19 protein-coding genes, 1 tRNA gene and 1 riboswitch are annotated in these 24,207 nt (G+C 43.7%); of the genes, 5 read left to right on the plus strand and 15 right to left on the minus strand.

All coding sequences use genetic code 11. The annotated features are described in order from the left end of the window. Window positions 1–102: 102 nt before the first annotated feature. Window positions 103–1,059, plus strand: a complete 957-nt coding sequence (dusC, locus tag ACTRWI_RS18180) for a tRNA dihydrouridine(16) synthase DusC (RefSeq protein WP_499133198.1) — start codon at window positions 103–105, stop codon at window positions 1,057–1,059. A gap of 174 nt (window positions 1,060–1,233) precedes the next feature. Here dusC and yfbV read toward each other — a convergent pair whose 3' ends face one another. Then, complete coding sequence (gene yfbV / locus ACTRWI_RS18185; RefSeq protein WP_499133199.1) at window positions 1,234–1,686, minus strand: terminus macrodomain insulation protein YfbV; 453 nt, start codon at window positions 1,684–1,686, stop codon at window positions 1,234–1,236. Window positions 1,687–2,030: 344 nt separating this feature from the next. Between yfbV and ACTRWI_RS18190 the strand changes: the two genes are divergently transcribed. Continuing rightward, window positions 2,031–3,227, plus strand: coding sequence for an acetate kinase (locus ACTRWI_RS18190; RefSeq protein WP_004737356.1), 1,197 nt, complete (start codon window positions 2,031–2,033; stop codon window positions 3,225–3,227). A gap of 139 nt (window positions 3,228–3,366) precedes the next feature. Beyond that, complete coding sequence (gene pta / locus ACTRWI_RS18195) at window positions 3,367–5,532, plus strand: phosphate acetyltransferase (protein ID WP_499133200.1); 2,166 nt, start codon at window positions 3,367–3,369, stop codon at window positions 5,530–5,532. Window positions 5,533–5,614: 82 nt separating this feature from the next. Here pta and ACTRWI_RS18200 read toward each other — a convergent pair whose 3' ends face one another. The 11 genes from ACTRWI_RS18200 to moaA all read right to left on the minus strand — a co-directional run bounded on the left by ACTRWI_RS18200 (window position 5,615) and on the right by moaA (window position 16,077). Next, window positions 5,615–6,553 carry a glutathione S-transferase family protein gene (locus ACTRWI_RS18200; protein WP_499133201.1) on the minus strand — a complete coding sequence of 313 codons (939 nt, stop codon included), beginning with the start codon at window positions 6,551–6,553 and terminating at the stop codon, window positions 5,615–5,617. A gap of 204 nt (window positions 6,554–6,757) precedes the next feature. Beyond that, window positions 6,758–7,753 (minus strand): murein tripeptide/oligopeptide ABC transporter ATP binding protein OppF, encoded by a 996-nt coding sequence (gene oppF, locus ACTRWI_RS18205; protein ID WP_499133202.1) that lies wholly within the window; start codon window positions 7,751–7,753, stop codon window positions 6,758–6,760. After that, window positions 7,750–8,724, minus strand: a complete 975-nt coding sequence (locus tag ACTRWI_RS18210) for an ABC transporter ATP-binding protein (protein WP_499133203.1) — start codon at window positions 8,722–8,724, stop codon at window positions 7,750–7,752. Before ACTRWI_RS18210 ends, oppF begins: the two co-directional genes overlap by 4 nt. A 52-nt stretch (window positions 8,725–8,776) precedes the next feature. Then, entirely contained in the window at window positions 8,777–9,679 is a 903-nt protein-coding gene (gene oppC / locus ACTRWI_RS18215) for an oligopeptide ABC transporter permease OppC (protein ID WP_239918069.1), read from the minus strand. Between the two features lie 12 nt (window positions 9,680–9,691). Continuing rightward, complete coding sequence (oppB, locus tag ACTRWI_RS18220; RefSeq protein WP_063524240.1) at window positions 9,692–10,612, minus strand: oligopeptide ABC transporter permease OppB; 921 nt, start codon at window positions 10,610–10,612, stop codon at window positions 9,692–9,694. A 131-nt stretch (window positions 10,613–10,743) separates the two neighbouring features. Beyond that, window positions 10,744–12,375 carry an ABC transporter substrate-binding protein gene (locus ACTRWI_RS18225; RefSeq protein WP_499133204.1) on the minus strand — a complete coding sequence of 544 codons (1,632 nt, stop codon included), beginning with the start codon at window positions 12,373–12,375 and terminating at the stop codon, window positions 10,744–10,746. Window positions 12,376–13,027: 652 nt separating this feature from the next. Beyond that, window positions 13,028–13,483: a molybdopterin synthase catalytic subunit MoaE gene (gene moaE, locus ACTRWI_RS18230; protein WP_499133205.1), complete on the minus strand. Its 456-nt coding sequence runs from the start codon at window positions 13,481–13,483 to the stop codon at window positions 13,028–13,030. Between the two features lie 2 nt (window positions 13,484–13,485). Next, window positions 13,486–13,731 carry a molybdopterin synthase sulfur carrier subunit gene (moaD, locus tag ACTRWI_RS18235; protein WP_499133206.1) on the minus strand — a complete coding sequence of 82 codons (246 nt, stop codon included), beginning with the start codon at window positions 13,729–13,731 and terminating at the stop codon, window positions 13,486–13,488. Next, the gene (moaC, locus tag ACTRWI_RS18240; protein ID WP_499133207.1) at window positions 13,728–14,207 is read right to left on the minus strand and encodes a cyclic pyranopterin monophosphate synthase MoaC; all 480 of its coding nucleotides are present in this window, start codon (window positions 14,205–14,207) and stop codon (window positions 13,728–13,730) included. Before moaC ends, moaD begins: the two co-directional genes overlap by 4 nt. Before the next feature lie 12 nt (window positions 14,208–14,219). After that, window positions 14,220–14,732: a molybdenum cofactor biosynthesis protein B gene (gene moaB / locus ACTRWI_RS18245; protein ID WP_004737344.1), complete on the minus strand. Its 513-nt coding sequence runs from the start codon at window positions 14,730–14,732 to the stop codon at window positions 14,220–14,222. 355 nt (window positions 14,733–15,087) lie between these two features. Then, the gene (gene moaA / locus ACTRWI_RS18250) at window positions 15,088–16,077 is read right to left on the minus strand and encodes a GTP 3',8-cyclase MoaA (protein WP_499133208.1); all 990 of its coding nucleotides are present in this window, start codon (window positions 16,075–16,077) and stop codon (window positions 15,088–15,090) included. Next, window positions 16,066–16,218, minus strand: a riboswitch (molybdenum cofactor riboswitch). Its footprint overlaps the gene before it by 12 nt. A 193-nt stretch (window positions 16,219–16,411) precedes the next feature. Between moaA and ACTRWI_RS18255 the strand changes: the two genes are divergently transcribed. Next, a complete protein-coding gene (locus ACTRWI_RS18255) occupies window positions 16,412–17,299 on the plus strand; it encodes a YvcK family protein (protein ID WP_499133209.1) in 888 nt (295 codons plus the stop codon). A 78-nt stretch (window positions 17,300–17,377) separates the two neighbouring features. On the opposite strand, the gene luxU is transcribed toward ACTRWI_RS18255, so the two are convergent. The 3 genes from luxU to uvrB all read right to left on the minus strand — a co-directional run bounded on the left by luxU (window position 17,378) and on the right by uvrB (window position 21,453). Beyond that, window positions 17,378–17,722, minus strand: a complete 345-nt coding sequence (gene luxU, locus ACTRWI_RS18260) for a quorum-sensing phosphorelay protein LuxU (RefSeq protein WP_499133210.1) — start codon at window positions 17,720–17,722, stop codon at window positions 17,378–17,380. Window positions 17,723–17,745: 23 nt separating this feature from the next. Continuing rightward, complete coding sequence (gene luxO / locus ACTRWI_RS18265) at window positions 17,746–19,134, minus strand: quorum-sensing sigma-54 dependent transcriptional regulator LuxO (protein WP_499133211.1); 1,389 nt, start codon at window positions 19,132–19,134, stop codon at window positions 17,746–17,748. Between the two features lie 288 nt (window positions 19,135–19,422). Then, window positions 19,423–21,453 (minus strand): excinuclease ABC subunit UvrB, encoded by a 2,031-nt coding sequence (uvrB, locus tag ACTRWI_RS18270; RefSeq protein WP_499133212.1) that lies wholly within the window; start codon window positions 21,451–21,453, stop codon window positions 19,423–19,425. A gap of 508 nt (window positions 21,454–21,961) precedes the next feature. On the opposite strand from uvrB, the gene ACTRWI_RS18275 reads away from it, so the two are divergent. Then, a tRNA-Asn gene (locus ACTRWI_RS18275) sits at window positions 21,962–22,037 on the plus strand. Window positions 22,038–24,207 lie beyond the last annotated feature (2,170 nt).

The following is a 24,207-nucleotide window of genomic DNA, read 5'->3' on the forward strand; positions in this document are numbered from 1 at the left end:
GTCTTGAGCTACGCCAAGCCACACTCATAGTGACAATCATGTAGGCAAGCCGTAAAATAACGCCTCTTTATTTTTAGGACAGAGATGTTTCGGTAGATCAGCATGCGAGTAATACTTGGCCCTATGGAGGGCGTTCTAGACCACCTAATGCGTGAAATTCTAACAGAGCTCAATGATTACGATCTCTGCGTAACCGAATTCGTGCGTGTTACTGATCAACTTCTACCACCGCATGTATTCCATCGTTTATGTCCTGAGCTTCATCAAGGCTCTCAGACCATGGCGGGCGTTCCTGTCCATGTGCAGTTACTTGGTCAACACCCGAAATGGATGGCAGAAAATGCAATTCAAGCGGCGAACCTTGGTGCCAAAGGTATCGATCTAAACTTCGGTTGCCCAGCAAAAGCGGTAAATAAGAGTAATGGTGGCGCATCTTTACTGAAAGAGCCCGAGCTTATCTACCAAGTTGTTAAAGCGACCCGAGAAGCCGTTCCTGAGCACATTCCAGTTTCAGCTAAGATTCGTTTAGGTTGGGAACACCCAGATGAGTGCTTTGAAATTGTTGATGCGATTGAACAAGCCAAAGCGGACGAACTAACTGTCCATGCAAGAACCAAAACCGGTGGCTACAAGGCAAGCGAAATTAAGTGGGATTACATTAATCAGATCCGCCAGAAGACATCGCTACCTTTGATCGCGAATGGCGAAATATGGAATTATCAAAACGGGCAAGATTGCATTAAAACGACGGGGGTCGACTCGCTCATGGTGTGCCGTGGTGCTTTCAACGTTCCAAACCTTGGTAACGTGGTTAAGCACAACCACCAGCCAATGCCATGGATAGAGGTTATTGCTCTGCTATTACGCTATTCAGAGTTCGAAATTGAGGGCGATAAAGGTTTGTACTATCCAAACCGTGTAAAACAGTGGTTTGTGTATCTACGCAAAGAGTACCCAGAAGCGGAAGAACTGTTCCGAGAAATCAGAACCTACAAAAAAGCTGCGCCTATCGTCGAGCAGATCAAGCGCTACCAAGAGCTGTACAATCAGCCTGCATAGATCTCCCCTCTCGAACTGTCTATTAAAGCATTTCGACTGAACAACGTGGCTAGGTTTGCTCTGGGATTAGATAAGAAACGGGATGAGTAGGATATACAAGGATTAGAGCTGAGAGCAACCGAGTATGTGGAATATCGTTACTCTCAGGCCTATAGGGAGATGTGAGGTGTCTTTTTAGAACCAACGCTCCATTGCCGACTTGTCTAGCTGGCGGAAAGCGCGATTAAGTATAATAGCGAGTTCTTTATAACGAGGACGCGGCTTTATTGGTTCTAATGCAAAACCTGTTTCGGTGATCTTTTCGTGCAGCTCACGATACCAAGACACCAAAGCTGGCGGAAGTAGCGTGTTTGAGCGGTTACCTAACCACCACATGCCTTGAAGTGGCAAGCTAATAGCGAACAAAGCCATAACCACAGCTTGTGGTATTGCTTGGTAATTATTAAAAACCATTTGCGTAAGAACACTGATAGCAGCGATCGCAGGCATCACCTTAACACCAAAGCGCGTCGCTTTAATGATGCGTTGCTCTGGGAAAATAGCGTTTAACTCTTTTCGAACAGGCCAGAGATCCATGTATTTTTGGCCATCTTTTAAACTGCCAGCTAGACCAACTCTATTGCTCATATGAGTCTCCCATTAAAAAAAAGTTGAAATCATCAACTAAAAACACAAAAATTTGACGAAAAATAATATTCTTTCAAATTTTTTTGTTATATTTGCACAATATCGCTATTATTTGCAGACCTCAATCTCATTGTTGCCCTTATTTACAATTTAAGCAACTTTGAGAAGACTTCTGCAAGGAATGCACAAGCCGCTTTTGCTTAAAAAGTGCGCTTTCACTTTAATACGGAAATTAACGTTTTTTTGACCAAGGTTAGTACGCAAGCCACCGAGCTTCGTCTATTCTTGAGATTAATTTTCATCCTTAACTGATTTCGATCAGAAAAATTAACAGGTAGTCATTAATGTCTAAGCTAGTTTTAGTTTTAAACTGTGGTAGTTCTTCTCTTAAATTCGCTGTTGTTGATGCAGAAACAGGTGCAGAGCACCTAACTGGTCTTGCTGAATGTCTAGGTCTTCCAGAAGCTCGTATGAAGTGGAAACTTGACGGTAAGCACGAAGCACAACTAGGCGCGGGCGCAGCTCACGTAGAAGCACTATCTTTCATGGTAGAAACTATTCTTGCTTCTAAGCCTGAGCTTAAAGCTAACCTTGGCGCTATCGGTCACCGTATCGTACACGGCGGCGAGCAGTTCACTCAATCTGCACTAATCACAGATGACGTTCTTAAGGGTATTCAAGACGCTGCGACTTTCGCACCTCTTCACAACCCAGCTCACCTAATCGGTATCGAAGCTGCTCAACAGAACTTCCCAGGCCTTAAAAACGTTGCTGTATTTGACACTGCGTTCCACCAAACAATGCCTTCTGAGTCTTACCTATACGCTCTACCGTACAACCTGTACAAAGAGCACGGCATCCGTCGTTACGGCATGCACGGTACTTCTCACCTATTCATCACTCGTGAAGTTGCAGGCCTATTAAACAAGCCAGTTGAAGAAGTTAACATCATCAACTGTCACCTAGGTAACGGCGCTTCTGTATGTGCGATCAAGAACGGTAAATCTGTAGACACTTCTATGGGTCTTACTCCTCTTGAAGGTCTTGTAATGGGTACTCGTTGTGGTGACCTAGACCCTGCAATCATCTTCCACCTACATGACGCACTTGGTTACTCTGTTGAAGAAATCAACAACATGCTAACTAAAGAGTCTGGTCTTGCTGGTCTAACTGAAGTGACTTCTGACTGTCGTTTCGTTGAAGACAACTACGGTGAGAAAGAAGAAGCAACTCGTGCAATGGACGTATTCTGTCACCGTCTAGCTAAGTACGTTGCTGGTTACACTGCAACTCTTGAAGGTCGTCTAGACGCAATCACTTTCACTGGCGGCATCGGCGAAAACTCTGGCCCAATCCGTGAAATGGTTCTAAACCGCCTAGGCATCTTCGGCATCGAAGTTGACGGTGAAGCTAACCTTAAAGCTCGTTTCGGCGGCGAGGGTACTATCACTACAGCTAACAGCCGTATCCCTGCAATGGTTATCTCTACTAACGAAGAGCTAGTCATTGCTGAAGACACTGCGAAGCTAGCAGGTCTTTAATCAAAATTTGTACCGCTGGCTTTAACGAGCCGGCGGTCTTTTGATGAAAATGGGGCTCAGCTTCTATTCCTATTCCTACCCTTAAATAGGAATAGGAAGTTGAGCTTTTTTAATCCAATAGCTAAAGGTACTCATACGAATGTCTCGTACTATTATGCTTATCCCTACTAGTGCTGGTGTTGGTCTAACTAGCGCAAGCATGGGTGTTCTTCGCGCAATGGAGCGCAAGGGCGTTAAGGTTTCTTTCTACAAACCAATCTCTCAACCACGTTCTGGTGGTGATCAACCTGATCTAACTTCAACTATCGTTGGTACAAACAGCGATGTTAAGATCGGTCAACCTCTAGCGATGTCTGTTGCTGAAAGCCTTATCGGTAACGACAACATGGACGAGCTACTAGAAACTGTTGTTGAGCGTTACAACCAGATCAACAAAGATGCTGACGTAACACTTATCGAAGGTCTAGTACCAACTCGTAAGCACCCATTCGCTAACCAAGTGAACGCAGAAATTGCTGCAACACTAGGTGCAGAGATTGTACTTGTTGCAACTCCGGGTACTGACAATCCAACTCAACTTAAAGAGCGTATCGAAGTAGCATGTTCTAACTTCGGTGGCACTAAGAACAAAAACATCTCTGGCGTTATCATCAACAAGCTTAACGCACCAGTAGATGAAGCGGGCCGTACTCGCCCTGACCTATCTGAAATCTTTGACGATGCAGACAGCGCTCAGCAAAGCGAACTAAAAGTAATGGAGATCTTCAACACTTCTCCAATCCGTGTTCTTGGTTGTGTGCCTTGGAGCATCGAGCTAATCGCTACTCGTGCTGCAGACATGGCTTCTCACCTGAACGCTGAGATCATCAACGAAGGTGAACTGAATACTCGTCGTGTTAAGAGCATCACTTTCTGTGCACGTTCTCTACCGCACATGATTGAACACTTCAAGCCAGGTTCACTACTTGTGACTTCGGCTGACCGTCCTGACGTTATCGTTGCAGCAGCACTTGCAGCAATGAACGGCGTTGAGATTGGTGCTGTTCTTCTAACTGGTGGTTACGATATCCCTGCGGAAATCCAAGACCTAATCAAGCCTGCTCTAGAGACTGGTCTTCCAATCTTTAAAGCACAAGGTAACACTTGGCAGACATCTCTGAACCTACAGAGCTTCAGCCTAGAAGTACCAGCAGACGATAAAGAGCGTATCGAGTTCATCAACGAACACGTTGCGGGTCACATCGATGGCAACTGGATTGAATCAATGACGGAAGGTACTGAAAAGTCTCGTCGTCTAAGCCCACCAGCATTCCGTTACCAACTAACTGAGTTCGCTCGTAAAGCTGGCAAGCGTATCGTTCTTCCTGAAGGTGATGAGCCACGTACAGTTAAAGCTGCGGCTATCTGTGCTGAGCGCGGCATCGCTGAATGTGTGCTTCTAGGTAACCCTGACGAAATCCGTCGCGTTGCTGCACAACAAGGCGTTGAGCTAGGTGCTGGCGTAACGATCATCAACTCTGATGAAGTTCGTGAAAACTACGTGGCTCGTCTAGTTGAACTACGTGGCGCGAAAGGCATGACTGAAGTTGTTGCTCGTGAAAAGCTACAAGATTCAGTATTCCTAGGCACAATGATGCTTGAGAACGACGAAGTAGACGGTCTAGTTTCTGGTGCGGTTCACACCACAGCAAACACTATCGTTCCTCCGTTCCAAATCATCAAGACTGCACCAGATGCGTCTATCGTATCTTCTGTATTCTTCATGCTACTGCCTGACCAAGTTCTGGTTTACGGTGACTGTGCGATCAACCCAGATCCAACAGCGGAACAGCTTGCTGAAATCGCTATCCAATCTGCAGATTCTGCTGCGGCATTCGGTATCGACCCACGCGTTGCTATGATCTCTTACTCTACTGGTGAATCTGGTAAGGGTGCAGACGTAGATAAAGTACGTGAAGCAACTAAGATTGCTCAAGAGAAGCGTCCTGATCTAGTGATCGACGGTCCACTTCAGTACGATGCTGCTATCATGGAAAACGTTGCTGCTTCTAAAGCACCAAACTCTCCAGTAGCTGGTAAAGCGACTGTATTCGTATTCCCAGACCTAAACACTGGTAACACGACTTACAAAGCGGTACAACGTTCAGCAGATCTAGTATCAATCGGTCCAATGCTTCAAGGTATGCGCAAGCCAGTAAATGACTTGTCTCGTGGCGCTCTAGTAGACGATATCGTGTACACAGTCGCTCTAACGGCTATCCAAGCAGACCAAGCTGCACAAGCTGAAGAAAAAGTAGTTAACTAATTTTCTTTTTCAGAAAGCAAAAACCCTAGATGTTTATCTAGGGTTTTTTTACGCCTGAAGAAAAGCGAATTATTTAATGATTCTAACCACGTCCGTGAGGTGAATCTAAATCCAAATCAGGCCCTTTGGGCACCACTTGAGTCGGGTTGATACCAGTGTGGCTGTAATAATAGTGGCGCTTGATGTGGTAGAAGTCCGTCGTCTCTTTAATGCCATCGATTTGATAGAGCTCTTTTAAATAACCTTGGATATGTTTGTAATCTGCAATTCGTTGCTTGTTACACTTGAAGTGACCCACATACACTGCATCGAATCGAACTAAGGTCGTGAACAACCTCCAATCAGCTTCAGTAATCTGCTCTCCCGCTAAATAACGGTTCTTGCTAAGATGTGCATCTACTTTGTCCAGTGCCTTGAAAAGCGCATCATACGCCTCTTCATAAGCTTCTTGTGTGGTTGCAAAGCCAGTACGATAAACGCCATTGTTGATATTTGGGTAGATATAGTCGTTCCACTGATCAATTTTGCTCGCCAGTTCCCACGGGTAATAATCATCAGTATTGCCTGCAATATGATTAAACTCTGAGTTAAACATGCGAATAATTTCAGAAGATTCGTTACTGACTATGGTGTTGGTTTTCTTATCCCACAATACTGGCACCGTGACTCGACCTGAATAGTCCGGTTTGGCTTGGGTGTAGATTTGGTGCATGCGAGTATGACCAAACAACGGCTCAGGTAAGCCCATTTGCCAACCTTCACTCATCATATCCGGGCAAACAACAGTTACATCAATGTGATCTGTTAGGTCTTTAAGTTCTCTGAAGATAAGTGTGCGGTGTGCCCAAGGGCAAGCTAACGATACATACAGATGATAACGACCACTTTCCGCTTCAAACTGCGCGCCTGCTTTATTCTCAACCCAATGGCGGAAACCGGCATCCTCTCGGATAAACTTACCACCATTCTCTTTGGTGTCGTACCATACATCGTGCCAAACACCTTCAACTAATTTTCCCATATCCAAACCTCTGTGATACTAACTTTTCTCAAGTATAAAAAAAGCCAACTTTTTCAAAACTAGAAGAAGTTGGCTTAGTTGTTCGAATTATTTGATGAAGCTGTTGAGCAAAATATAGGAACTAGGCCTGCAGTACAAAAAAAGCGCGACTCTCAAAACTAGTCGCGCTTGAGCCTGTCACAGGCTGAACCGTTTTAAATCGCTCTAGAGTTGTACGTGCAAGCAAGATACTGCGTGAACGTCATCGCCTTTAATTGTAGGCTTGGTTTGCGCACACGCTTCTGTCGCTTGTGGGCAACGAGTACGGAAAACACAACCTGATGGTGGATTGATTGGCGATGGTAGGTCACCCTCCAGCATCTGGATTGTTTTACTACGCTCTAAGCGAGGATCCGGAATTGGAACCGCAGACATCAACGCCTTGGTGTACGGGTGTTTAGGATCAGAGAACAGTGCATCTGATTCACCCAGCTCAACCGCATTACCCAAATACATTACCAATACACGATCAGAAATGTGCTTCACAACTGACAAGTCGTGCGCGATGAATACCAACGAAAGACCTAGCTCTTTTTGCAACTCTTTCAGTAGGTTAACAACTTGAGCTTGGATAGATACATCAAGTGCCGAAACAGGTTCGTCACAAATGATCATCTTAGGTTTCAAGATAAGTGCTCGTGCGATACCAATACGCTGACACTGACCACCAGAGAACTCGTGAGGGTAACGGTTGATTACGTTTGGCAGTAGACCTACCTTCGCCATCATCTCTTTAACGCGGTCCTTCACTTCCTGTTTAGAAAGTTCTGGGTAGAACGTCTCTAGCGGCTCAGCAATGATGTCACCAACAGACATACGCGGGTTAAGCGATGCTAGTGGGTCTTGGAAGATCATCTGAATCTCTTTACGAGTTTCACGGCGTTGTACTTCTTGCATCTTAGTTAGGTCTTGACCCAACCACATTACTTCACCGTCGGTTGCTTCAACCAAACCAATAATTGCACGAGCAAACGTCGATTTACCACAACCAGACTCGCCTACTACACCCAGCGTTTCACCTTCGTAAAGGTGGATATCAACGCCATCAACTGCTTTTAGGTTTGAAGGTTTTGCCCAAGGCCACGCTGATTTAGCCGCAATGCTAAAGTGAACTTTCAGGTCTTTAATATCTAATAATAACTGCTTATCTACTACGCTCATTTTGTCCAAGCCTCCCAATCAGAAAAACAAGCACGCTGACGGTCACCTTGACCAAATGGAGTCAGAATCGGTGCTTCTTGCTTACAACGGTCGATTACGCGGTGACAACGGTCTTGGTAAGGACAGCCTGTTGGCAGGCGAAGTAAGTTTGGTGGGTTACCTGGAATAGTCGGTAAAATTTCACCTTCTGTATCCAATCGAGGGATTGCTTTCAGTAGACCTTCCGCATATGGGTGACTTGGGTTGTAGAAGATTTCATCAACCGTACCGTACTCCATTGTACGACCTGCGTACATAACAAGTACTTTGTCACAAGAACCAGCAACAACACCCAAATCGTGGGTAATCATGATGATTGCCGTATTGAACTCATCTTTCAGTTCGTTCAGCAGTTCCATGATTTGTGCTTGGATTGTTACATCCAGCGCGGTAGTTGGTTCATCTGCAATAAGCAGCTTTGGACGGCACAATAGCGCCATTGCAATCATCACACGCTGACGCATACCGCCAGAGAATTCGTGTGGGTACATAGTAATACGCTTACGTGCTTCAGGGATCTTAACCGCCTCAAGCATGCGAACTGATTCTTCGAATGCTTCCGCTTTACCCATGCCTTTGTGCAGCATAAGTACTTCCATCAGCTGATCACTGACTTTCATGTAAGGGTTCAGTGAGGTCATCGGATCTTGGAAGATCATCGCGATCTGCTCGGCGCGAACTTTATTCAGTTCTTTTTCTGGAAGGTTAAGAATCTCTTTACCTTCGAATTTTGCACTACCAGAGATGATGCCGTTTTTCGCCAGCAACCCCATGATAGAGAATACAGTCTGTGATTTGCCTGAACCTGACTCACCAACAATACCCAGCGTTTCACCTTGGTTAAGTGAGAAGTTCAAGTCGTTTACTGCGGTTACGATACCATCTTGCGTGGTAAATTCGACGCGCAGGTCTTTGACATCTAATAAGCTCATCATTGCTTCCTTAATCTTTTATAGCTTTTGTAGTTTTATTTGCTATTAATTTTTATCTGTCTTTTGGATCAAGCGCGTCGCGCAGACCATCGCCTACGTAGTTAAAGCAGAACAGCGTGACTACCATGAATGCCGCAGGGAATGCCAGTTGCCAAATTGCAACTTCCATTGTTTGCGAACCTTCTTGAAGCAGTGCGCCCCAGCTTGTCATAGGCTCTTGAACACCAAGACCAAGGAAAGATAAGAATGATTCAGTAAGGATCATGCTCGGAATAAGCAGCGTAGAGTAAACCGCTACGATACCTAGAACGTTTGGAACGATGTGACGTGTAATGATCTTCCATTTGCTTACACCACATACGTGTGCAGCTTCAATGAACTCTTTACTACGTAAACTCAACGTTTGGCCACGTACAATACGCGCCATATCAAGCCAAGCAATCGCACCAATCGCAACAAAGATTAGAATGATGTTACGACCAAAGAATGTCACTAGAACGATGACTAGGAACATGAATGGTACTGCGTACAAGATTTCTAGGATACGCATCATCACTCGGTCAGTACGGCCACCGATGAAGCCTGAAGCTGCACCGTAAAGCGTACCAATCAATACTGCTACGAAGGCACCCATCACACCAACCATCAATGAGATACGGCCACCAATTAGAGTACGTACATACAAATCACGACCTAAGCTATCGGTACCAAACCAGTGGTCAGCATTAGGACCTACGTGCATTGCATACCAGTCGGTATCATCGTACGTGTACTGAGCCAGCATCGGTAGGAAGATAACTGCCAGTACCATTAACGTTAGGATAAACAGGCTGACCATAGCTGCTTTGTTTCGCATGAAACGAATACGAGCATCCTGCCATAAACTACGACCTTCGATCTCTAAACTCTCAGAGAACTTTTCGATCGCTTCTAAATTTTCTTTTTTCTTCAACATAACCAGTCCCTGTTAGTAGCGAATTTTCGGGTCAATCAGCGCTAGCAAAATATCAACAATTGCGTTGAACAAGATGAATAGGAAACCAATCAAGATGGTTACACCCATTACTAGCGAGTAGTCACGGTTAAACGCAGCGTTAACAAACAACTTACCGATACCTGGTAGGCCGAAGATGGTTTCAACAACAACTGAGCCTGTGATGATACCTACGAATGCAGGTCCCATATATGAAACAACAGGTAGAAGTGCTGGTTTAAGAGCATGCTTAACAACGATGTAGCGATAGCTTAGACCTTTTGCACGAGCAGTTCGGATAAAGTTACTGTTTAGAGTTTCGATCATGCTACCACGAGTAATACGGGCGAAAGTTGCTACGTATAAAAGAGACATAGCGATAACAGGCAACACGATATACATGAATGTACCGCCTTGCCAGCCACCAGCAGGGAAAATATCCCAGTGCAGCGAGAATAGGTAAATCAATGCGGGTGCCAATACGAACGATGGCATTACAACCCCAAGCATCGCCGTCGACATAATGGTGTAGTCGACCCAAGTATTGTGCTTCAACGCAGCAATAGTTCCGACAGTCACCCCCAAAATAACGGTGAAGATAAACGCAACAAAGCCAACTTTAGCCGAAACAGGTAGCGCAACAGAGATTAATTCATTTACCGAGTAATCTAAGTACTTGAAGGATGGACCAAAGTCGCCTTGAACTACATTGAACAGGTAAGTGGTGTATTGTTCGAAAACAGGCTTATCTAAACCGTACTTAGCTTCGATGTTAGCCATAACTTCAGGCGGTAACGGCTTCTCGGTTGAAAAAGGGTTACCTGGCGCAAAGCGCATTAGAAAGAAAGATACGGTGATCAATACCAACATGGTTGGAATCGCTTCAAATATCCTTTTTGCGATGAATTTAAGCATAAACTCACTCTTTCAGTCTGTGACATTAAAATTAAAGAAATCTTCAATCAATTTAATTTCAGATTGAAGAGAGGCGCTGCATGCAATTTCTAGCATGCAGAGCCCAGTTTTATAGTTCTATTTGCTCAGAATTATTGAGCTTTGATGTAGAGATCTTTTGAGTAGATCTTCTCTTCCGCGTTAGCTGATGGGAAACCACCAACGTGCGGGTTTAGCAGACGAGAACGAACGTATTGGTAGATAGGTGCGATAGGCATATCATTGGCCATTAACTTCTCAGCTTCTAGATAAAGTGCTGTACGCTCTTCTTCTGAAGTTGAGTTAAGTGCTTGGTCGATTAGCGCATCGTAATCTTTGTTACCCCAATGCTGACCACCAGTCGTGTTTTTGCTCACCATTAGCGTCAAGAATGAAGACGCTTCGTTGTAGTCACCGCACCAACCAGCGCGTGATACTTCGAAGTCACCTTGATCTTTCGTAGATAAGTAAGTTTTCCACTCTTGGTTTTCTAGAGTAACCTCTAGACCGAGAGTCTTCTTCCACATGGAACCAAGTGCTACCGCAATCTTCTTGTGGTTTTCGTTCGTATTGTAAAGCAGAGTGAACTTAAGTGGATTGTCTTTACCGTAACCTGCCTCTGCAAGAAGGCGTGCTGCTTCTGAGTTACGCTCTTTCTGAGACATTGAACCATACTGAGGCAGTTCTGGGTCGAAGTGGGCTGTAATTTCCGGAGTTAGAAAGTAAGCAGGCTTTTGCCCTTGCGCTAGGATAGCATCTGTTACGATATTACGGTCAATAGCGTATGAAATCGCTTTACGAACTCGTACATCATCAAATGGTTTCTTCTTCGTGTTGAAAGAGTAGTAATAGCTACACAGGCTGCCTTCAACAGACACTGACTCAGGGTGTTCTTTCTTCAAACGCTTGAAGTGCTCTGTCGGCAAAGTGGAAGTGAAATCGATCTCGCCAGATAGGAAACGGTTCATTTCCGCAACTGCGTTTTCAATAGGCAGGAACGTTACTTTATTAAGAACTGTATCAGCGTTATCCCAGTATTGCTCATTACGCTTAAGCTCTAAACGCTCGTTCACAACCCAGTTGTTAACAACGAATGCACCGTTACCAACAAAGTGCTCTGGTTTAGTCCACTGATCAACGTATTTTTCAACAGTTGCCTGATGTACTGGCTTCATTGTTGTATGCCCAGTCATCATCACAAAGTAAGGTATTGCAGTTTCTAGTTCAACAACTAGAGTGTTTGCATCCGCTGCTTTAACGCCTAGTTCACTCTTATCTTTCTTACCCGCTACGATGTCCTTCGCATTCGCCATTTTGGTGTATTCCATGTACCAAGCGTATGGAGAAGCCGTTGCAGGATCTACTGCACGTTGCCAGCTGTATACAAAGTCTTGAGCTGTTACAGGATCGCCGTTAGACCATTTTGCGTCTTTGCGTAGGTGGAAAGTAAATGTTTTGTTGTCTGTCGTTTCCCAGCTTTCCGCAACACCAGGGATAGTATTGCCGTCGCCGTCTTGGTTCACTAGACCTTCTAGAAGATCACGAATTACGTGAGATTCTGGTACACCTTGAGATTTGTGTGGGTCGATAGTTGCAACTTCAGTACCGTTACCGCGAACAAGTTCCTGAACTTTTGCCAGTTCTGTGCCTGCTGGTACTTCAGCAGCGATAGAAAGAGTAGAAGAGGCAGCCACTGCCAAACCAGCACCTAGAAGAAGGGCCTGAGTGATTTTATTCTTGTACATTTAATAAACTCCAAGTTTTATGTATTGCATCCATGACTTCTTTGCTTGGTTCACTGAACGGCAGTGATTTAGATTTATTTAGCTCAAAAATCAAGCGTAAAAAACCTAAAACCTTGCAAAGATTGAGGCACACACTATCAACCATTGAAGTAATTTGCCACAAACAAGTCGCAAAAAATCGGATAATTCTCCAAAATACTTAAGGTATCAGTGTAAACATCTAACAAATCCCAAATCAGTGGTGACTTACATAGAGGGATTAATTAAAAACAGCCTTTAGTGTTGATGTATCTGTATTGATACTTTTTTTAGCATCTTATGCTAGAACACTGAGCGCAAATTAACATTAATGCCACATGAAATCTAATTGCACATCACATATCACCTAAACAGACTACACTATTTGTGATGGTTATCACTTTATACAAAACAGCATAATGCGCTGCACCAAAATGGTAAATTCAATGCACTAATTCAGACAAAACTGAGAGTTGAATTTATATACAACAGTAGTGATAAACCGATTTATTAAAACAGTGCTTGTTCATAAATCAATTTCTAACGGGTACAAAAAAGCCGACCTAAATGGTCGGCGTTTGACTGTCTCATAAACAAATGAGTAAATGTTGAAGCAACATCACTTTAGGAGAAATTACTTCTCCCAGCGCTCCGCCGCTTTCGTGTCTGAATCACGAGAATCAACCCAACGCGTCGTTTCGGTCGTGCGTTCCTTTTTCCAAAACGGTGCTTTCGTTTTTAAAAAATCCATCACAAACTCGCACGCTTCAAATGCTGCACCACGGTGTGCACTTGAGACGCCAACGTAAACAATCTGATCACCAATATCTAGGTCACCGACACGATGGATAACTCGCATCTTCTGGATAGGCCAACGCGCTTCAGCTTGGTCACAGATCTCGCTCAGCGATTTTTCTGTCATACCTGGATAGTGCTCCAAAGACAAACCAATCACATTGTCGCCAAGGTTCATGTCGCGAACTTTGCCAACAAAAGTTACTACAGCACCTGCAGAGGTTCCTTCAGAGAGAAACGCGTACTCACCGGCAACAGAGAAATCCTCAGAAGCCACTACTACTCTTGAATCCATGACTAGCCTCCGGTTACCGGTGGGAAGAATGCCACTTCGTCACCGTCTTGCACTTCAGCCGTCAGAGGTACGATTGATTGGTTAAGAGCAGCCAGAAGCTTGCCCTCTTCCAATGCGATATCCCATTTTCCTTTTTGTGCCACAAGGTGGCTACGAATAGCTTCAATCGTCTTAAACTGTGCATCCACTTCAACGCTGTCCACGCCAACAAGTTCACGAGTTTGCGCAAAGAAAAGTACTGTAATCATAATTCCACCTTAAAGTGACCTGATTTACCACCTGTCTTCTCTAACAGGCGTACATTCTCGATAACAATGTCTTTCTGAACAGCTTTACACATATCGTAAATGGTCAGCGCAGCAACTGAAGCAGCCGTTAACGCTTCCATTTCTACGCCCGTCTTACCGGCAAGCTTACAAACAGATTCGATACGAACCTTGTTTTCAGACTCGATAGCTTCAAGCTGCACTTCTACTTTCGTTAATAGTAGAGGGTGACAAAGTGGAATTAGATCCCACGTCTTCTTAGCCGCTTGAATACCCGCAATACGAGCCGTAGCGAAAACATCGCCCTTGTGGTGGCTACCAGAGACAATCAGTTGCAACGTTTCTGCCGACATTTGAACAAATGCTTCAGCTCTTGCTTCACGTACCGTTTCAGCCTTAGCCGATACATCGACCATATTGGCTTCGCCAGACGCGTTAATGTGTGTAAATTGGCTCATGCTAAACCCGCCTTATACAGAAAGGTGTGGCATGAAGTTACAAGGGCGGTGGCTAGCATCCATCTGTTGCTTGATGATCTTAGTCCAACCCGTGCGACAAGCGCCTGTAGAGCCCGGCATTGCAAAGATAACCGTGTGGTTCGCAAAGCCCGCAATTGCGCGAGATTGAATTGTTGAGGTGCCGATCTCTTCGTAAGACACTTGACGGAATAGCTCACCAAAACCTTCTACTTCTTTGTCGAATAGTGGCTTAAGCGCTTCTGGTGTGCTGTCACGAGAGGTGAAACCAGTACCGCCAGTAATCATGATCGCTTGTACGCTTTCATCAGCGATCCACTTAGATACGATCGCGCGGATCTTGTACATGTCATCGATAACGATTTGCTTATCAACCACGTTGTGGCCGGCTTCTTTAGCATTCTCAGCTAAATAACCACCTGACGTATCGTTTTCTTCTGTACGTGTATCTGAAACCGTTAGTACTGCAATGTTTGCTGCTTGAAATTTGCTTTCTGCGTGACCCATTTGTTCACCTATAAATTTTTCAATTATGAGGGCGTGTTGACCTTTCGTGAATAAATTTTGTTCGAGATAAAAGCGTTTTAATCGCGGCGAGGGGGAAGTAGCCTAGTCATTCTAAGCAAATCTCCCTCAACAAAGAGTAAAACGCTTTTAGCCGAACCCTTCGGGCAGCGTTTGCTGGTCATTTCTACTACGTTATCGACTTCTCATGTAGGCTAGCTACACATCAAAGCCTCTGCCTTGTATAGATACCCAGCAACTCGCTGCAAAATCAGCTCGAAAGAGCAACACGCCCTAGACTGATTCGCTCAGCTTAAATAAGCTGAGCGATAAAATACGTTTGAGTGTGTGCGGGTTGTTAACCGCCGATTGACGCCAAGTTTGGAGTAATACCGCTGTTGCCATCATGTAAGAAGTGGCTAACGGACTTGGTTTTTAGCTGAACCTGTATTCGATCGATGAGCTCTTGCACTTGTTGATCTTCTTGAATCAAATCTCTCAGTTCAACACCGTGATCGCCAAACAGACATAGGTGCAGCTTACCGGTCGCAGAAACGCGCAGTCGGTTACAGCTCTCACAAAAGTCTTTCTCGTAAGGCATGATCAAACCAATTTCACCCTTATAATCTGGGTGAACAAACACTTGCGCCGGGCCATCATTAACGGCTCTCACTTTCAGTAACCAACCATTTGCAATAAGCTGGTTACGAATCGCAACACCTGACACATGGTGCTTATCAAACAACTCGTCCATCTCGCCAGTTTTCATCAGCTCAATAAAACGCAGTTGAATTGGTTTGTCTTTGATCCAATTAAGGAAGGCAGGTAACTCTTGGCTATTGAGGTCTTTCATCAATACTACGTTTACTTTGACTTGTTCAAAGCCAACCTCAAACGCTTTATCAATGCCTCGCATTACCTCAATAAACTTATTCTCACCAGTGATCTGATGGAACATGCGTGGATCTAAGCTATCTACGCTTACGTTAATGTGAGTTAAACCAGCATCACGCCACTGCTCTACTTGTTTCTCCATGCGGTAGCCGTTAGTTGTCGTAGCAACTTTTTTGATACCGGGAGTGTTGGCAACGGTTTGAATAATTTCGGGGAAGTCTTTACGCAGGCTCGGCTCTCCGCCTGTAATGCGGATCTTTGAGGTGCCACAATCTGCAAATGCTTTAACGACACGTTTGATCTCGGGAACACTTAAAAAAGACGAGTTTTTTTGCCCTGACGGTTTATAACCATCCGGCAAGCAGTAAGTACATTTAAAGTTACAGACGTCTGTAACCGACAAGCGCAAGTAATAAAACTTGCGATGGAATCTATCTTCGAATTGTTGCGCCACGGAACACCTTTCCAAACACGGGAGGCATAATCATTTCCAATTAAGCCCTTGTGACAACATGCCACTGGCTCTTAATGCGTATCGGTACAGCAAATACCACTGTGCGACTTAGCATGCGAGAGCTCGGAGTTATGGCAACTGCACGCTATGTTCGAACGCGCAGTAGCTAGGTAATAAAATACTTAATATTTGTACGTGAATCTAGCTCTGATGACAAAAAACGAGTCACATCGGCAAAAAAACGTGTCAAACACGCAAAATAACTGTTGTTGGGTATCTGGCGAGAAGCATTTAAACTAAATTGTAGTTGGTAATCCTCTAACAAGAATTAAAAATGAACATTTACACTTCAAAGAAAGTGGTCGCAATCGGTGGTGGCCATGGCTTAGGTCGTATACTGGCGGCATTAAAAGATTTTGGTAGTAACGCAACCGGCATTGTTGCTACAACAGATAACGGTGGTTCCACCGGACGCATTCGAGATTGCCAAGGCGGCATTGCATGGGGTGATACTCGAAACTGTATCAATCAGTTGATCACAGAACCCTCTATCAGCTCTATGATGTTTGAATATCGTTTTCGTGGACAAGGCGAACTCGATGGCCATAACTTAGGTAACCTAATGCTAACAGCGCTAGACAATCTTTCCGTACGCCCGTTAGAAGCGATCAACCTAATTCGCAACATGTTGAAGGTCGATGTCAATATCGTTCCAATGACTGAGCACCCGTCAGACCTTACCGCGTTGTCAATGGATGGGCACTGGGTAACCGGCGAAACCAATGTCGATGACATGACTGAGAAACTACGTATGATGGATCTGTCGCCAGAAGTTCCTGCTACAAAAGAAGCGGTGGCTGCTGTAGAACAAGCCGACTGCATCGTGCTTGGGCCGGGCAGCTTTTTGACCAGTGTGATGCCACCACTTCTGCTGCCAGAGATTGGGAAAGCGATTTCCGAAAATACCCATGCTAAGCTTATCTTCGTCGAAAACTTATCACCAGAACACGGCCCTGCGGGTAAAATGACACTTGAAGAGCAACTTGAGTGGTGTGAACGTGCCTGCAAAGCCCGCAAGATAAACATTGTTCTTGGGAATGAGCCTCACCCTGAGCTTGAAGGGCAATGGAACTGTGTCACCACCGATCTTGCGTCTGCGAATCGAGATTGGCGTCATGATCGCGTGAAGTTACAACAAGCGATCGAAGCTCAACTTGCTTAAAACATAAGCTCAGCTCAAACGACAAACAAAAAAAGGAGCACGATGCTCCTTTTTTAGTTTTTGTGATCGTTATCTGCGTTAGAGATCCGTCATCAATTGCTGGTACTCAGTGTATGTCGAAAGCAGCAGTGACTGCATATCTTCAAAATCACCATCGGTAATTGGAAGTGACTGTTTTACTTTGCTATCTAAACCAATAGCGAAGCTACACAGAGAGTCAGCACCAAAGCTCGCAGCACTGCTCTTTAGGGCATGGCTGATATCCGCTAAATACTTTGAAGTATCTGACTCCTTATTGACCTCTAGATGCTCATAATAGCCTTTCAACTCACCTAAAAAGATCTCCAGTAACACCGGAACATTCTCTTGCCCTATTTCACCGGCAAGCTCATCAACTTTTTGCTGATTCAATACTTTGGTCATTGCTATGTCTTATCGTTTGGTGATTACTGTTTTGCGTTCCACGCTTGCAACTTACGGTAGATAGTCGACGGACTCACATCCAAGAAACCAGCCGCTCGCGGAATATTACCGTCACACGCTTTAATCGCTTGCTCAATAGCTGTTTTTTCAGTGATCCACAGTGGGAAAATATCTTTCACCGTAATGTCTTCACTCTGCTTCTCTTTCAGGCGTAGGCTATTTTCAATCGGTTGATTCAACGGTGGTGGCAGCATATTAAGCGTTATCTCTTTACCGTTGTTCAATACCACGACATTTCGTAATACGTTTTGCAGCTGACGAACGTTACCCGGCCACTCATATTGATTAAAACGATCCAAGACTTCCTGAGCAAAACGCACAAACGCTTTGCCCTCTTCCACTGACATGTAACCTAGCAGTGAGTATGCAATCTCGATAACATCTTCACCACGCTCACGCAATGGCGGCAAGTGCAGAGGAATTACATACAAACGATAGTATAAATCTTCTCTAAAGCGCCCTTCTTGTACTTCTTTCCATGGGTCACGGTTGGTCGCACAAACAAAGCGAACATCCACGCTCTTCATCTTCGACGAACCCACTTTTTGGAAGGTACCTGTCTGGATAAAGCGTAAAAGCTTGGTTTGCAGCTCAAGATCCATTTCACAGAGCTCATCAAGGAACAAAGTGCCACCATCAGCCAGTTCAGCAGCGCCTTGACGATCTGTTGCCGCCCCTGTAAATGCTCCTTTCACGTGACCAAACAGTTCACTTTCAATCAAGTCCTTGGGAATCGCAGCACAGTTAATTGCAATAAACGGCTTATCACCACGCTTACTCGCAGCGTGAATAGCTTCTGCACACACCTCTTTACCGGTACCACTTTCACCAGTAATAAAAATACTCGCTTTACTTGATGCAGCAGAATCAATCGTTCGGTACACCTGCTGCATTGTTTGGCTACTGCCGATAAAACCTTGATAGTTTTGGTTTCCAGGATGTTCCGAACTATTCTTTAATTTTGTCGCTTTGCGTATTGCGTTGTTGACCGTAATACGTAGACGGTCGGCTTCACACGGTTTGATAAGGAAGTCTTGAGAACCATGACGCATCGCTTCAACTGCGGTATCAATCGAACCGTGAGCTGTCATGAAGATAACAGGCACCTCTGGGTACTTTTGTTTAACCGCAAATAGCACGTCCATCCCCGTCATATCAGGTAGACGTAGATCTAATAATATCAGGTCAGGGATTCGATGATTCAAACTCTCAATTGCATCGCGGCCAGTGCCTACAATGTTGATATCAATTTCGAGCGGTGTAAGATACGAGCGGTACAAAGCTGCTACCGAGGCGGTATCCTCTACCATCAACAAATACTTTATTTTGTTATCTAGCGTTTTTGATTGCATATCCCAGCCATTTATAATTTGCATTTCTTATTATAGTCGCATTCCGCTTTGCATTATGCAAATTGGCCACAATATTTGTATTGTATTTCTGTACCGACTTCAAACAATCAATATCTTATCTATATGGCATGAAGGATGCAGTCATTCGGATGACCTTCGGGTCACCTAGCCAACTGACGTTGTTAGTGGACTTAGTGTTCACAAACGTAAGCCAGTAGAACAATTCCTACTGGCTATTTTTTTGTCTGAGTACAATCAAAAGGCAGGTTTGACCAATATAGACGACATTTAGCTATTGGTAATAAACTGCTTCCTCAGCTGCTCAATTTCATCACGTTTCTGCGCCGCTAACTCAAACTCCAAGTTTTGAGCATGTTGGTACATCGCCGCTTCCAGCTTACTGATCTCTTTATCGAGTTGTTGTGGCGTCAGCACAGCATAGCTCTGTGAGGGCTCTGCCACCTTAGCCAGTGGCACCTGTTTAGATTGGCGCTGTTGCTTCGATTTAGTGATATCACCCAGCTCCATGATATCTTTAATGTTGCGCTTCAGAGCTTGTGGAGTGATACCTTGCTCTTCGTTATAAGCCTGCTGCTTCTCTCGACGTCGCTCTGTTTCGTCAATCGCCTTTTTCATCGATTTAGTGATTGAATCACCGTATAAGATCGCCTTACCTTCAAGGTTACGGGCTGCACGACCGATCGTTTGGATCAGAGAGCGTTCAGAACGCAAGAAACCTTCTTTGTCAGCATCCAAAATCGCCACCAGCGATACCTCAGGCATATCCAAGCCCTCACGAAGTAAGTTAATACCCACTAGCACATCAAACTCGCCCAAACGGAGGTCTCGAATAATCTCTACACGCTCAACAGTATCGATGTCTGAGTGTAAGTACCGCACTTTCACACCATGTTCTGTTAGATATTCAGTTAGATCTTCTGCCATTCTCTTAGTTAGCGTCGTCACCAATACACGCTCATCTTTTTCTGAACGTATTCTGATTTCAGACAATAAATCATCCACCTGAGTCGCCACTGGCCTAACTTCAATAATCGGGTCTAACAGGCCCGTTGGACGGACAACCTGATCAGCGACGTCACCATCAGATTTTTCAAGCTCGTAGTTTCCAGGTGTTGCTGAGACGAAAATCGTTTGTGGAGCAATCGATTCAAACTCATCGAACTTCATTGGTCGGTTGTCTAACGCAGACGGTAGACGGAAGCCAAATTCAACCAAAGTCTCCTTACGAGAGCGGTCACCTTTATACATCGCACCGATTTGCGGCACAGTAACGTGTGACTCATCAATGATTAGTAGGCCATCATCAGGCAAATAGTCAAATAATGTTGGAGGCGCTTCACCTTCAGCACGACCACTCAAGTAACGTGAGTAGTTTTCAATGCCCGAGCAGAAGCCAAGTTCTGTCATCATCTCGATGTCAAATTGAGTTCTTTGTGAGATGCGCTGCTCTTCGAGAAGTTTGTTATTGTCCTTAAGGTATTGGGCACGATCTCGCAGTTCATCTTTGATGTTCTCGATCGCTTCAAGGATTTTTTCCCTCGGTGTCACATAGTGAGTCTTTGGATAAACCGTAAAGCGTGGCAAATCTCTTTGTTTAATTGCGCCAGTTAGCGGGTCGAAGATACTGATACAGTCGACCTCATCATCAAACATCTCGATTCGTACTGCGTCTTGGTCGGATTCAGCCGGAAAGATATCAATCACTTCACCACGAACACGGAACTGACCACGCTCAAAAGCAACGTCGTTTCTGGAATATTGAAGTTCTGCCAAACGACGCAAGATATCGCGCTGATCCATGATCTCTCCGCGGCTCAAATGAAGCATCATTTTCAAATACGATTTAGGATCACCCAAACCATAGATAGCGGACACAGACGCAACGATAATGGCGTCCTTTCTTTCTAATAGGGCCTTAGTCGCCGAGAGCCTCATTTGTTCAATATGAGCGTTTACAGACGCATCTTTCTCAATAAATGTATCCGTGGTTGGAACATAGGCTTCTGGTTGGTAGTAGTCATAGTAAGAAACGAAATACTCGACGGCGTTATTTGGGAAGAAAGACTTCATCTCACCATATAGTTGAGCAGCCAACGTCTTATTCGGCGCTAATAGGATTGCTGGTCGTTGAGATTGAGAAATGACGTTAGCAAGCGTAAAGGTTTTACCCGACCCCGTTACCCCTAATAGAGTTTGATGTGCAAGACCAGAATCCAATCCATTTAGTAATTGGGTAATCGCAGTCGGCTGGTCACCGGACGGACTGTAGTCCGATACCAAATCAAAAAGTTTACTCATAGGTCGCCATTTCCATACTGTTTTTTTAATCAGGTTATTGTCACTCTAGGAGGAGTGTCGATGCAACTATTATCTGTAGAAATGCATCTTATGATTAGAGACCAGTTATAGCTTTTAATTTTAGAACTTGGTATTATGCGTGCCCCTACAAAGTTTCCTCAACTAAATTACTCGAATTTTAATCCACTACTTTTCCCCAAAAAATCTAGAAATACCGCTTGTTTTTCTGTTCCCTTTGTAATCAATAAAAGTTATACAATCGTAATAAATCTCGAGTAGCCCTTTAAATACATCAAGTTAGATCGATTTTTACATTTTCAGATTTATCACAGCTATTGTTGTTAAAGTTTCACACACATACTTACCCACAACTTTGGTGGATAACTAAAGCAAAGCCAAATCCAATAAGGCATTTAAGAAAGTAAAGTTATTTATCTAATTTTTTTCTACTATTTTTTATTGACATAAAATAGGACTCTTATTAGAATTCGCGTCGTTAACAAGCAATTCCCCCTTAGTTCAGTTGGTAGAACGGCGGACTGTTAATCCGTATGTCGCAGGTTCGAGTCCCGCAGGGGGAGCCAAATTTCAAAAAGCCGCATCACTTGATGCGGCTTTTTACGTTTTAAAGCGACTGGTTTGTACCAAACCAATGTCTCAGAGCTGGCCACCCGCGTTCTAGTCCCGCAGGGGGAGCCAAACTCTAGAAAAAGCTCAATCGAAAGATTGAGCTTTTTTCGTTTTAACTGCGACTAAGTTGCTCCAAGTTAATGTCTCAGCCGAAACGTCGGAACGCCCTAGTCGGCCACATACGAGTCCCGACAAGGGGAGTCAAATTTCTAGAAAAGGTAGGATGTGTCTAGTGCGGATCAAAAAAGCCACGAACGAATACGTGGCTTAGTTAACCTTTGAGACTACAGACTACCCGAAAAATAATGGGTAAACGGTAGAGTCCATTTGTGTTGTATTACAGGATACGAACGCTCGTATCCATTAGCATAGCTGCTACCTTATCATCGCCAGCTTTATCACCTCATCTGTAGGTATTGATTTGACGCTTCGATGAGTCGTGGATATTGGTAGTAGCTACCACTTTTCTCTCGATACCAAATCCAACCAATTTAATCATCAATTCTTTATTTTTTAAATGAGTCGCCAACGATCACGATAGAGTTAAAGTCTTTCGTCAAGACTTCAACTTGAACATCATTACTATCAATAAAAAATATATCCGCAGACTTCGCAGAGCTACGTTCTCCGGAATACCTCATTTGGATTTTGTGCACCTAATTTAATATACCATTATCTTGCGTTCCAATGGTAGATAGGCTCGCAGCATTAGAAGCCAAAGACAATAGTAGCGTACTAGCAAAAATAGTACGTTTAACAAATTTCATTCTCTTTACCCTCTAATAACTAAAGAATTGTTTCTTTCATAATACGGAAAGTTTGACCTTTATCATCCGTAGTACAATCGGTATCGATCGTAATGCCGTAGTTAGAATCTCTTTGGTACAAAGTTGACTCATTCTCATTAATTGACCAAGTGCTGCTATACATATTGAGATAAGCACGCGAAACCACCTATTCTTTTATTGAAAATAACTGAAGAATAGTGAAGTCACCATTTCAGTCATATATCACAGGAAAAATTAAGATCGATAATTTTAGATTCTTCTTCCTTAAACCTTCGATAACAATGTGAGGCAAGGCGACCTTGCTCTGTACGAAAAGAAAGACCTGAATGTCCTATATTAATTCTCTTCCGCCATACTAACAGGTCTTCTAGCGAATCGACCTTCTCTATTTGAATTTGTATTTTTTCAAAGTATCCGTCAAAGTTCATAATTCAATATCTTACTAAAGCCAAAAACCATTCCAACAAAATTTTATTAATTAAGGCAATTCATAAAAACCAATTTTCAGTACATCATGAATTTAAAAATTCGTTTAGTCATTTACTAACGAACCGAAAATTGGATAGTTTTTTATAATATAAAAAGCCAAACTAAAGTGGCTTTTATTTAAAAGGTGGTAACTTAAGATCTACACTGATAGCAAACCAACCCGGCTTCTTACTCTCACCCAACAATCTAGTGACTCACTATTTACAATAAACCAAATCAGTCAAATAGTACTGACAATCAAGTAATTTCAAGAAAAATCAACATTCAGAATGTGTTTATCTATAGGTAAGGCTCGATTACCTGTCGGAAAATCTAAAGTCGTTCATCTCAATAATGAACAGCCCATTTTCGCTAACGGATAGCTCTTTAGTCCCTTGGATATACAGGTTACTAGGCTCAGATATTTGTTCGCGGATGCCCAGAGATGATGAGCATGATCATAAATATACACGACACCGCCTCACTTTCTAGTTTATAACCAACCTTAGCGACCGTTTTCAGATACTTTTGTTGCATCCCATTACCCTCGATAAGAGTACGTATCGCTCTGATTAATTGTGTAAGTGAGCCTTCAGAAACATGTTTTCTGGCCAAGCTCTGTTCAAGAAATCTTTTTTCGTATTAATTTTCCCAGCCTTTTCACACAACATTAGAATCACAATATGGTCGTGATATCCGATGCGCTTTTCTTCATTTTTGAGTAAATCAGTCACTAATGGGTGGTCTAAGTGAATTAATAAATTATTTAATTTTCAAATAAATTATCCTTGAAAACTGAATAACCATGATATTTAAACAAATATAACTTCATGGATAGATATTGGATTAATTAAATGGTTATTTAAAA

Source organism: Pseudoalteromonas sp. G5_S1_14_S5, from assembly GCF_054968605.1.

What these genes read in the sequence shown, in the direction of transcription:
- luxU (WP_499133210.1), bottom strand. Translation starts at nt 17,722, where the DNA reads ATGACCAAAGTATTGAATCAGCAAAAAGTTGATGAGCTTGCCGGTGAA.
- moaB (WP_004737344.1), bottom strand. Translation starts at nt 14,732, where the DNA reads ATGGGTCACGCAGAAAGCAAATTTCAAGCAGCAAACATTGCAGTACTA.
- dusC (WP_499133198.1), top strand. Translation starts at nt 103, where the DNA reads ATGCGAGTAATACTTGGCCCTATGGAGGGCGTTCTAGACCACCTAATG.
- ACTRWI_RS18255 (WP_499133209.1), top strand. Translation starts at nt 16,412, where the DNA reads ATGAACATTTACACTTCAAAGAAAGTGGTCGCAATCGGTGGTGGCCAT.
- pta (WP_499133200.1), top strand. Translation starts at nt 3,367, where the DNA reads ATGTCTCGTACTATTATGCTTATCCCTACTAGTGCTGGTGTTGGTCTA.
- uvrB (WP_499133212.1), bottom strand. Translation starts at nt 21,453, where the DNA reads ATGAGTAAACTTTTTGATTTGGTATCGGACTACAGTCCGTCCGGTGAC.
- ACTRWI_RS18190 (WP_004737356.1), top strand. Translation starts at nt 2,031, where the DNA reads ATGTCTAAGCTAGTTTTAGTTTTAAACTGTGGTAGTTCTTCTCTTAAA.
- oppF (WP_499133202.1), bottom strand. Translation starts at nt 7,753, where the DNA reads ATGAGCGTAGTAGATAAGCAGTTATTATTAGATATTAAAGACCTGAAA.
- luxO (WP_499133211.1), bottom strand. Translation starts at nt 19,134, where the DNA reads ATGCAATCAAAAACGCTAGATAACAAAATAAAGTATTTGTTGATGGTA.
- moaD (WP_499133206.1), bottom strand. Translation starts at nt 13,731, where the DNA reads ATGATTACAGTACTTTTCTTTGCGCAAACTCGTGAACTTGTTGGCGTG.
- ACTRWI_RS18210 (WP_499133203.1), bottom strand. Translation starts at nt 8,724, where the DNA reads ATGAGCTTATTAGATGTCAAAGACCTGCGCGTCGAATTTACCACGCAA.
- moaC (WP_499133207.1), bottom strand. Translation starts at nt 14,207, where the DNA reads ATGAGCCAATTTACACACATTAACGCGTCTGGCGAAGCCAATATGGTC.
- ACTRWI_RS18225 (WP_499133204.1), bottom strand. Translation starts at nt 12,375, where the DNA reads ATGTACAAGAATAAAATCACTCAGGCCCTTCTTCTAGGTGCTGGTTTG.
- moaE (WP_499133205.1), bottom strand. Translation starts at nt 13,483, where the DNA reads ATGGATTCAAGAGTAGTAGTGGCTTCTGAGGATTTCTCTGTTGCCGGT.
- ACTRWI_RS18200 (WP_499133201.1), bottom strand. Translation starts at nt 6,553, where the DNA reads ATGGGAAAATTAGTTGAAGGTGTTTGGCACGATGTATGGTACGACACC.
- yfbV (WP_499133199.1), bottom strand. Translation starts at nt 1,686, where the DNA reads ATGAGCAATAGAGTTGGTCTAGCTGGCAGTTTAAAAGATGGCCAAAAA.
- oppC (WP_239918069.1), bottom strand. Translation starts at nt 9,679, where the DNA reads ATGTTGAAGAAAAAAGAAAATTTAGAAGCGATCGAAAAGTTCTCTGAG.
- oppB (WP_063524240.1), bottom strand. Translation starts at nt 10,612, where the DNA reads ATGCTTAAATTCATCGCAAAAAGGATATTTGAAGCGATTCCAACCATG.